This window comes from Pseudomonas sp. GW460-12-10-14-TSB1, assembly GCF_017349775.1.
Lineage (GTDB): Bacteria > Pseudomonadota > Gammaproteobacteria > Pseudomonadales > Pseudomonadaceae > Aquipseudomonas > Aquipseudomonas piscium.
The window spans coordinates 1-9653 of the sequence record NZ_JACNAC010000105.1 but is presented as its reverse complement, the minus strand read 5'-3'; the positions used below and the strand labels follow the sequence as shown (position 1 = coordinate 9653).

The window sequence follows — 9653 nt, the reverse complement described above, 5'->3', positions numbered from 1 at the left end:
ACCGCTGGGCAGGATGCCGAGCAACTGGCAGACGAAGATCGTCACGATAAACAGCAGCACCAGGAACACCAGGGCGCCGGGGTGCCGATCGAAAAACTCACTGCCGCGCTCGCCGCCACCCTCATAGGCCGTGCTCGGCTCGTCCAGTGGATTGCCGCCCAGCACCAGCAACATAGCCGACACGCCGTCGCTGATGCCCTTGCTGAAATTGCCGGCCTTGAAGGCCGGGGTGATCACCTGATGGATGATCACCGAACTTTGCGCGTCGGTCAGGCGGTCTTCCAGGCCGTAACCGACTTCGATGCGCAGCTTGCGATCATCGCGGGCGACGATCAACAAGGCGCCGTTGTTCTTGTCCTTCTGGCCGATGCCCCAGTAGCGCCCCAGTTGATAGCCGAAATCCTCGATGCTGGTGCCTTGCAGGTCCGGCAGGGTCACGACCACCACCTGCTCGCCGGTGGACTGCTCGTGGGAGGCCAGCTCCTGGGTCAGTTGCTGACGCACCGCCGGCTCGATCATCTGGGCGTTGTCCACCACCCGCCCGCTCAGCGCCGGGAACTTCAGCTCGGCCTGGGCCGTTATCGCAAACACCCAGAGCAACAGCACCAGGCCAACTCTCAACACGCGCATTGGAACCTCATCCGTGGTAACGCCGGGTCGGATCCCGCGACCGCTCGCGCGATCCGCGGGCAGCCGCTGCTGATCAGAACTTCACTTCTGGCGCTTTGTCGGCGTCGGGGCTGGTGGCCTCGAAGGTCTCGCGCACCGGCAGATTGCTATACATCACGCTGTGCCACAGGCGGCCGGGGAAGGTACGGATCTCGGTGTTGTACTTCTGCACCGCGAGGATGAAATCGCGACGGGCCACGGCGATGCGGTTCTCGGTGCCTTCGAGCTGCGACTGCAGGGCCAGGAAGTTCTGGTTGGCCTTGAGGTCCGGATAACGCTCGGACACCACCATCAGCCGGCTCAAGGCGCCGGTCAGCTGGTCCTGGGCCTGCTGGAACTGCTTGAGTTTTTCCGGGTTGTCCAGGGTGCTGGCGTCGACCTGGATCGAGGTGGCCTTGGCCCGCGCCTCGATCACCGCAGTCAGGGTCTCCTGCTCATGCTTGGCGTAGCCCTTGACCGTTTCCACCAGGTTGGGGATCAGGTCGGCACGCCGCTGGTACTGGTTCTGTACCTGGCCCCAGGCCGCCTTGGCCTGTTCGTCGAGGGTCGGGATGTTGTTGATCCCGCAGCCGCTGAGCAGGCTGCTGAGCAGCAGCAATGCCATCACGGGCCAGCTTGAGCGGAGGCTCTGTCGTACGTTCATGGTGGTGACGCTCCTTGCAACCTAGGGGATGGAACCTGTAACCCTTTGAATCGAGTGCATCGACATAATCTGCCGCCACCACTGGATTGCATCGGGCCAATCGGCTAAAAGATGCCCAGCGCGAAAAAGAGTTCAGAAGTGTGCTGCATTTATCCGAACAACAATAGTCGTTCCTTATTAGCCACTCCCCCAATTTTCGGCCGCTCGGCGCGTACTGATCGCGTCTGTTTTAGGCCCTAGAGAACAATATTCATGAAGAAGCTGTGTTTGCTGGGCTTGCTGGGCTTGCTGGTCAGCCTGGCCAGTCACCCTGCCCTGGCCGCCACCACGCCGGTATCGGCCCAGGAAAAACCCTTTTCCGATGCCGTCCTGCAGAACAAGGACGCCTTCATCGACAACCTGCTCAAGCAGATGACCCTCGATGAAAAGATCGGCCAGTTGCGCCTGATCAGCATCGGCCCGGAAATGCCCCGCGAGATGATCCGCAAGGAAATCGCCGCCGGCCGCATCGGCGGTACCTTCAACTCCATCACCCGCCCGGAAAACCGGCCGATGCAGGACGCGGCCATGCGCAGCCGGCTGAAGATCCCGATGTTCTTCGCCTATGACGTGATCCACGGCCACCGCACGATTTTCCCGATTCCCCTGGCCCTGGCGTCGAGCTGGGACATGGACGCCATCGGCCGCTCCGGGCGCATTGCCGCCCAGGAAGCCAGCGCCGACAGCCTGGACATCACCTTCGCGCCGATGGTCGACATCTCCCGCGACCCGCGCTGGGGCCGCACCTCCGAAGGCTTCGGCGAAGACACCTACCTGGTCTCGCGCATCGCCAAGGTCATGGTCAAGGCCTACCAGGGCGACAGCCCGAAGAACGCCGACAGCATCATGGCCAGCGTCAAGCACTTCGCCCTGTACGGCGCGGTGGAAGGCGGTCGCGACTACAACATCGTCGACATGAGCCCGGTGAAGATGTACCAGGACTACCTGCCGCCCTACCGCGCCGCGATCGACGCGGGTGCCGGCGGGGTGATGGTGGCGTTGAACTCGATCAACGGCGTGCCGGCCACCTCCAACACCTGGCTGATGAACGACCTGCTGCGCAAGGAGTGGGGCTTCAAGGGCCTGGCGGTGAGCGACCACGGCGCCATCGTCGAACTGATGCGCCACGGCGTCGCCAAGGACGGCCGCGAAGCCGCCAAGCTGGCGATCAAGGCCGGCATCGACATGAGCATGAACGACTCGCTGTATGCCAAGGAACTGCCGGGGCTGATCAAGTCCGGCGACGTCAGCCAGCGCGACCTGGACAACGCCGTGCGCGAAGTGCTGGCCGCCAAGTACGACATGGGTCTGTTCGCCAACCCCTACCTGCGCATCGGCAAGGCCGAAGAAGACCCGGCCGAGACCAACGCCGAAAGCCGCCTGCACCGCAGCGATGCCCGCGATGTGGCACGCCGCAGCCTGGTGCTGCTGAAGAACGCCAATGAAACCCTGCCGCTGAAAAAGGCCGGCAAGATCGCCCTGGTCGGCCCGCTGGCCAAGGCGCCGATCGACATGATGGGCAGTTGGGCCGCCGCCGGCGTGCCGGCGCAGTCGGTCACCCTGTTCGACGGCATGAGCAATGCCCTGGCCGACAAGGCGCAACTGATCTACGCCCGTGGCTCGAACATCACCGCCGACAAGGCAGTGGTCGACTACCTGAACTTCCTCAACTTCGATGCCCCGGAAGTGGTGGACGATCCACGCCCGGCGCAACAGATGATCGACGAAGCGGTGAAAGCCGCGCAGCAGGCTGACGTGGTGGTAGCCGCGGTGGGCGAATCGCGGGGCATGTCCCACGAGTCCTCGAGCCGTACCGACCTGCACATCCCGGCCAGCCAGCGCGAGCTGATCAAGGCCCTCAAGGCCACCGGCAAGCCGCTGGTGCTGGTGTTGATGAATGGCCGGCCGCTGGCGCTGCTCGACGAGAACGAACAGGCTGACGCGATCCTGGAAACCTGGTTCAGCGGCACCGAAGGCGGCAACGCCATCGCCGATGTGCTGTTCGGCGACTACAACCCGTCCGGCAAGCTGCCGATCACCTTCCCCCGTTCGGTGGGGCAGATCCCGACCTACTACAACCACCTGACCATTGGCCGGCCATTCACTCCGGGCAAACCAGGCAACTACACCTCGCAGTACTTCGACGACATCACCGGTCCGCTGTTTCCGTTCGGTTATGGCCTGAGCTACACCACCTTCAGCCTGTCGGACATGGCCCTGTCGTCGACCACCCTGAACAAGAGCGGCAAGCTCGACGCCAGCGTGACCCTGAAGAACACCGGCAAGCGCGACGGCGAAACCGTGGTGCAGCTGTATATCCAGGACGTGGCCGGCTCCATGATCCGTCCGATCAAGGAACTGAAGGACTTCCAGAAAGTGCAGCTCAAGGCCGGCGAACAGAAGGTGATCCGCTTCAGCATCAGCGAAGACGACCTGAAGTTCTACAACGCCCAGCTCAAGTACGCCGCAGAACCGGGCGAGTTCAAGGTCGAGATCGGCCTGGACTCCCGGGACGTCAAGCAACAGAGCTTCGAACTGCTGTAACCCTCCCCCTCAACCTCGCTCCTGCCCATGTAGGAGCGAGGCTTGCCCGCGATAGCGATTTCCCTGACACACCGCGTTGCCCACATCGCCAGCAAGCTTGGCTCCTACAGAAGCACAAGCCAGGCCAGGACTGGTTCAGTCGCGGCGATTGAGCAGGTTCACCACCAGCCGGTCCACCCAGCCCCAGATCCGCTGCTTGATCCGCCGCCACAGCGGGCGCTTCTTCCAGGCTTCGAGGCTGACTTCCTGGCTCTGCTCGAAGTCGGCGAGGAAGCTCGCGGCCACCGCATCGGTGAGTGGCAGGTCGAGGGCTTCGAGGTTGGCCTCGAGGTTGAAGCGCAGGTTCCAGTGATCGAAGTTGCACGAGCCAATGCTCACCCAGTCGTCGATCAGCACCATCTTCAGGTGCAGGAAACGCGGCTGGTATTCGAAGATCTTCACCCCGGCCCGCAGCAGGCGCGGGTAATAACGATGCCCGGCATACCGCACCGAAGGGTGATCGGTGCGCGGCCCGGTCAGCAGCAGGCGCACGTCCACCCCGCGCCCCGCCGCGCGCCGCAGGGAGCGCCGGACCTTCCAGGTCGGCAGGAAATACGGGGTCGCCAGCCAGATCCGCCGTTGCCCGCTGTTCAGCGCGCGCACCAATGATTGCAGAATGTCCCGATGTTGCCGGGCGTCGGCATAGGCCACCCGCCCCATGCCCTCGCCCTGGGCCGGCACCCGCGGCAGGCGTGGCAGACCGAAGTTCGACGCCGGCTTCCAGGCGGTGCGATGGCGGTTGGCGATCCACTGCCGGTCGAACAGTATCTGCCAGTCGAGCACCAGCGGCCCGCTGATTTCCACCATGACCTCATGCCAGTCGCAACTGTCCTGCAGCGGGTTCCAGAATTCATCGGTCACCCCGGTGCCGCCGACCACCGCCAGCTCCTGATCCACCAGCAGCAACTTGCGGTGGTCGCGGTACAGGTTGCGCACCCCGCGGCGCCAGCTCAGGCGATTGTAGAAACGCAGTTCGACCCCGGCGCCCATCAGGCGCTGACGCAGGCCCATGGTGAAGGCCAGGCTGCCGTAGTCATCGAACAGACAACGCACCCGCACCCCGCGCTCGGCGGCCTGGGTCAGGGCCTGGACCATGGCTTCGGCACAGGCGCCCGCCTCCACCAGGTACAGCTCCAGTTCCACCTGCTCACGGGCACGGGCAATCGCCACCAGCATCCGCGGGAAAAAACTCGGACCGTCGATCAGCAACTTGAAGCGATTACCTTCACGCCAGGGAAAGACCGCGCCCGCCATATCAGCGCGCCGTGAAGATCAGCACCGCACCCACCGGCACCGACAGACTGATCGCCGACAGACCGGCCGCCTTGCGCAGGGTTTCAAGCCCCGGCAGCAGGTCGAAATCGGCGGCATTGAGCACCAGCGGCTCCAGGGTCACCACCTGGAAGCGTCGGTCGTCCAGGCGCGTGGCCAGGAGTTCGGCGGTGTATTCGTGCTGTTTGCCGTGCAGGGTGACGTTGACCGGCAGACGCAGTTCGATCTGCGCGCCGGGCGCCAGGTCGTTGATCGGCCGCAGGTTGATCTGCGCATTGATCAGGGCATCGGGGTGCCGGTCGATCTCGAACAGCTCCTTGCGCATGCGCTCGTCGCGCAGCGGAATCCCGCTGTTGATCGAGTCCAGCTCGACTTCCAGCTGCGCCATGCCCTTGGCGTCGACCTTGCCGTGCAGGACCAGGAAGCGCTGGACTTCGGAGACATTGGCGTTTTTGGTGGTGACGAAAGACAGGCGCGAGGACTCGTTGTCCAGGTACCAGTTGGCCTGGGCCGGCCAGGCCGCGCAGGCCAGCAGCAAAGCGGCCAGGGCCTTGGGGAAAGAGGCGTTGAACATGGAAGACTCATGGGGTCGAGAAATCTGAGCCGAACCTTAACCGGCCCGCGTGCGCTTGCAAACAGCGACAGGGCCGTGAACGGCGAATACTCGGAGTGCATAAAGACGAAAAAGATCCCCAGTCCCCTGTAGCCGCTGCCGCAGGCTGCGATGGGTGCATTCCGACGCCGCGGCCCCGAACAGGGCAGACGGTGCTCCGGATACGCCGCAATGCCAAGCCGAGCGGCAGAGTCTAGATCAAGCTGCGCTCGACATCCTGGACAGTCGCCTCGAGGCTGGCCAGGTGCAGGCTCAGCACCCGCTCCACCGGTGCCTGGTCCATCGGCCAGTGCAGGGCCATGCTGCCCACCAGCCGGCCCTGGTCGCGAATCGGCAAGGCCACGGCGCGGATCAGGAACGGCAGCCGCACCGGGTACTCCCAATAACCCTCGGTACGCTGGCCGAACCCCTGATGCTGGGATTGTTCGCAGGCGCGGTACTGGTCCTCCTGGGGCACCCGGTCGCGGGCGGCCAGGCGCTGGACCTGGTCGTGATCCAGCTCGGCCAGGCACGCCTTGCCCATCGCCGAATGGAACAGGCTCGAATAGTGGCCGACGATCTGGCAGTTATGCGGATAACGTTTGCGCAGCACCGCCGGGATCGAGCTTTCCATGACCTCCAGGCGCTCGCCGTCGAAACACGACAGGTCGACCACCAGCCCGGTGCGCTCGCTCAACGCCTGCAACCAGGGCGCGGCGCGCTCCACCAGCTGCCGCTTGAAGCGTTGCTGCTGGTCGCCGAACAGCCGCCTGGCGCACAACCGGTAACGCCGGTCGCTCAGGCCGCGATAGATCCAGCCCTGCTCCTGCAACGTCAGGAGCATGCGCGACACCGTGGCCTTGGGCAGCGTCGTCAGGTAGTGCAGTTCCTCCAGGCCCAGGGCCTGGTGCTGGCCCAGCAGTTCGACGATCGCCAACGCCCGTTCGACCGAACGCACACTGCCGGTTTCTACCTTGCTGGCCATATGCCGACCTCCCTGATAAGCGGATGGATGAGCGTTTTACGCAGCAAGATGCGGGCCCGATAAACCCGCACACCCCGGTTCGAGGGTTACAACGGATGACCAGGCGGCCGGCGCCTGACCCACTGCGTCAGCTGTTCATGAGCATGACCGAGCTGCAACACCGCCCGGTCGGCCTGGGCCGGACCGATGATCTGCACGCCCATGGGCAGGCCCGCCGGATTGAAGCCGACTGGCACGCTGAGGCTCGGCAGGCCGGCCAGGGTCGGGCCGATCACCACCTCCATCCAGCGATGGTAGGTGTCCATCTCCCGCCCTCCGACAAAGCGTGGCCACGGCACCCCTGCATCGAAAGGGAACACCTGGGCGCTGGGCAATAGCAGGAAATCGTAACGTTCGAACAGGCGCTCCAGGGCCCGGTACCAGTCGCTGCGAATCTGCGAGGCGCGGTAGACATCCGCCGCGCTCAGGCCCAGCCCGCCCTCGACTTCCCACTGCGCCTCGGGTTTGAGCAGGTGGCGCTTCTGCGGATCGGCATACAGCGGCCCCAGGTTGCCCTGGACCAGCCAATGCCGGTGTACCAGCCAGCACTGCCACAGCGTCGCCATGGAGAATTCCGGCTGGCAGGCCTCGACCTCGCAGCCCAGTTGGCGAAAATCCCCCAGCGCCGACTCGCACAGCGCCAGCACGCCATCGTCCATGGCCAGGTAGCCGTCGAAGTCCCCCAGCCAGCCCAGACGCGCGCCGCGAAAGTCCCGCTGCAAGGGCTCGTTGAAGATCGCCGGATCCTCCTTCAGCGACAAGGGTACCCGCGAGTCGTACCCGGCCTGGGTGGCCAGCAGGCGGGCGATATCGGCCACGCTGCGGCCCATAGGGCCTTCAGTGGCCAGTTGCTGGACGAACAGCTCCGGCGCCGGGCCATGGGGTACCCGGCCCTGGGACGGGCGCAGGCCAAAGACGTTATTGAAGGCCGCCGGGTTGCGCAACGAGCCCATCATGTCGCTGCCATCGGCCACCGGCAGCATGCGCAGCGCCAGGGCCACCGCCGCCCCGCCACTGCTGCCGCCGGCATTCAGCCTCGGGTCATAGGCGTTGCCGGTGGTGCCGAACACCTTGTTGTAGGTTTGCGAGCCCAGGCCGAACTCCGGCACGTTGCTCTTGCCGACGATGATCGCCCCGCTGGCCCGGACCCGCTCCACGCAGATGGCGTCGTGGGCCGGTATCTGTTCGGCGAACAGTGGCGAGCCCAGGGTCGTGCGCAGCCCGGCGGTGGCCGCCAGGTCCTTGATCGCCTGGGGCATGCCGTGCATCCATCCCTGGGATTGGCCCCGGTCCAGCTGGCGGTCGCGCTCCTCGGCCTCGGCCAGCAATACCCGGCGCTCGCGCAGGGACACCAGGGCATTGACCCGGGGGTTGCAGCGCTCGATCCGGTCCAGGTAGGCCGACATCACTTCGCGACAGGAAAACCTGCGGGCGTGGATAGCCCGGGACAGTTCGACGGCGCCCAGCTCAACGATGGGCCCAAAGTCTTGTGCTGCGATATCCATCAAGGTTTCACCCCGAAATTCAGTGCACTCGGTTTCTTCTCCCTGGGTGCCTCATGCAGGCAATAAGTGCCCAGCAGCGTCAGCACACAGGCAAACAATACATAAAACGCCGGGGCCACCGGGGTGCCCAGCACCTTGCTGAGCCAGGTCACGATCAGCGGGGCAAAACCGCCGAAGACCATGACCGCTACGTTGTAGGCCACCGATACGCCGGTGGAACGCACCTGCACCGGGAACTGTTCGGCCAGCGCTGTCGGTGCCGGGCCGAAGAAACCGCCGATGGCGCTGCACAGCAGTACCTGCATCACCAGCAGCCGCTCGATCGAGGGCGCCGCGGCCACCCAGACGTACAGCGGGTACACCATGACAAAAAACGCCAGGGTGAAGGCCAGCAACACCGGACGCCGCCCCAGCCGGTCCGACAGGGCGCCGGACAACGGAATCACCACCGTCATCAGCGCCACCGCGAACATCTGCACCAGCAACACCTGGTCCAGCGGCAAGCCGAGGTTCTTGTGGGCAAAGGTCGGCATGTTCACCAGCACCACGTAGAAGGACACCGTCGCGCCGCAGGCCAGGCCCATGGACACCAGGATGCTGCGCCGGTGCTCGCGTAGCACCTGCATCAGGCCCGGACCGTTGCCGCGCACCTGCTTGCGGGCCTCGACGAAGGCTTCCGGCTCTTCCATGTACTTGCGGATCCACAGGCCCACCGGACCGATCAGCAGGCCGATGACGAACGGCAGACGCCAGCCCCACAGATCGAGATCCTCGGGCGAAAACAGATGGGTGACCAGCGCCACCATCGCCGCACCGGAGAACACCGCCAGACATTGCCCGACCAGTTGCCAGGAGCCGTACAGACCCTTGCGGTGCGCCGGTGCGCTTTCCACCAGGAAGGCCGTGGCGCTGGCATATTCGCCACCGGTGGCGAAGCCCTGCAGCATCCGCGCGACCACAATCATCAGCGGCGCGCCCATGCCGATGGCCGCGTAGTTGGGGGCAAAGGCGATCAGGGCGATAGAGACCGTCATCAGGCGGATGATCAGTTGCATGGCGGCCTTGCGGCCTTTGCGGTCCGAATACATGCCCAGCAGGACGCCGCCCACCGGGCGCATGAAAAAGCCCACGCCGAAGGTGGCCAGGGCCATCAGCAGCGAGGCGTACTCGTCGTCGGAGGGGAAAAACTGCCGGGCGATGATGCTGGCCAGAAAGCCGTAGACGATGAAGTCGTACCACTCCAAGGCGTTGCCGATCACGGCGGCGACCACTTGCCGGGTACGCGAAACACTGGATCTCGGGGTATGCATGAGCGCTGTCCTTCTA

8 protein-coding genes are annotated in these 9653 nt (G+C 64.8%); 1 reads left to right on the top strand and 7 read right to left on the bottom strand.

Annotation, left to right across the window (positions count from 1 at the left end; translation table 11 throughout):
• Both J4D52_RS30150 and J4D52_RS30145 read right to left on the bottom strand, forming a co-directional pair.
• Window positions 1-630: YgcG family protein (locus tag J4D52_RS30150; protein ID WP_207272223.1), on the bottom strand; the 630-nt coding region annotated here is incomplete at its 3' end.
• Window positions 631-703: 73 nt separating this feature from the next.
• On the bottom strand, window positions 704-1312 hold the full coding sequence (locus J4D52_RS30145) for a LemA family protein (RefSeq protein WP_063428781.1): 609 nt from the start codon (window positions 1310-1312) through the stop codon (window positions 704-706).
• A gap of 252 nt (window positions 1313-1564) precedes the next feature.
• On the opposite strand from J4D52_RS30145, the gene bglX reads away from it, so the two are divergent.
• Entirely contained in the window at window positions 1565-3895 is a 2331-nt protein-coding gene (gene bglX / locus J4D52_RS30140) for a beta-glucosidase BglX (protein WP_063428780.1), read from the top strand.
• Between the two features lie 135 nt (window positions 3896-4030).
• On the opposite strand, the gene J4D52_RS30135 is transcribed toward bglX, so the two are convergent.
• The 5 genes from J4D52_RS30135 to J4D52_RS30115 form a co-directional block, all read right to left on the bottom strand.
• A complete protein-coding gene (locus J4D52_RS30135; RefSeq protein WP_102676747.1) occupies window positions 4031-5188 on the bottom strand; it encodes a phosphatidylserine/phosphatidylglycerophosphate/cardiolipin synthase family protein in 1158 nt (385 codons plus the stop codon).
• A 1-nt stretch (window position 5189) separates the two neighbouring features.
• Complete coding sequence (locus tag J4D52_RS30130; protein WP_053277760.1) at window positions 5190-5780, bottom strand: YceI family protein; 591 nt, start codon at window positions 5778-5780, stop codon at window positions 5190-5192.
• Between the two features lie 232 nt (window positions 5781-6012).
• Window positions 6013-6783: an IclR family transcriptional regulator gene (locus J4D52_RS30125; protein ID WP_102676748.1), complete on the bottom strand. Its 771-nt coding sequence runs from the start codon at window positions 6781-6783 to the stop codon at window positions 6013-6015.
• 86 nt (window positions 6784-6869) lie between these two features.
• Window positions 6870-8327, bottom strand: coding sequence for an amidase (locus J4D52_RS30120; RefSeq protein WP_102676749.1), 1458 nt, complete (start codon window positions 8325-8327; stop codon window positions 6870-6872).
• On the bottom strand, window positions 8327-9637 hold the full coding sequence (locus tag J4D52_RS30115) for a citrate-proton symporter (RefSeq protein ID WP_053277757.1): 1311 nt from the start codon (window positions 9635-9637) through the stop codon (window positions 8327-8329). Before J4D52_RS30115 ends, J4D52_RS30120 begins: the two co-directional genes overlap by 1 nt.
• Window positions 9638-9653 lie beyond the last annotated feature (16 nt).

Bases quoted from the DNA above. Each gene is read 5' to 3' on its own strand.
- J4D52_RS30145 (WP_063428781.1), bottom strand. From the start codon at position 1,312: ATGAACGTACGACAGAGCCTCCGCTCAAGCTGGCCCGTGATGGCATTG.
- bglX (WP_063428780.1), top strand. From the start codon at position 1,565: ATGAAGAAGCTGTGTTTGCTGGGCTTGCTGGGCTTGCTGGTCAGCCTG.
- J4D52_RS30135 (WP_102676747.1), bottom strand. From the start codon at position 5,188: ATGGCGGGCGCGGTCTTTCCCTGGCGTGAAGGTAATCGCTTCAAGTTG.
- J4D52_RS30130 (WP_053277760.1), bottom strand. From the start codon at position 5,780: ATGTTCAACGCCTCTTTCCCCAAGGCCCTGGCCGCTTTGCTGCTGGCC.
- J4D52_RS30125 (WP_102676748.1), bottom strand. From the start codon at position 6,783: ATGGCCAGCAAGGTAGAAACCGGCAGTGTGCGTTCGGTCGAACGGGCG.
- J4D52_RS30120 (WP_102676749.1), bottom strand. From the start codon at position 8,327: ATGGATATCGCAGCACAAGACTTTGGGCCCATCGTTGAGCTGGGCGCC.
- J4D52_RS30115 (WP_053277757.1), bottom strand. From the start codon at position 9,637: ATGCATACCCCGAGATCCAGTGTTTCGCGTACCCGGCAAGTGGTCGCC.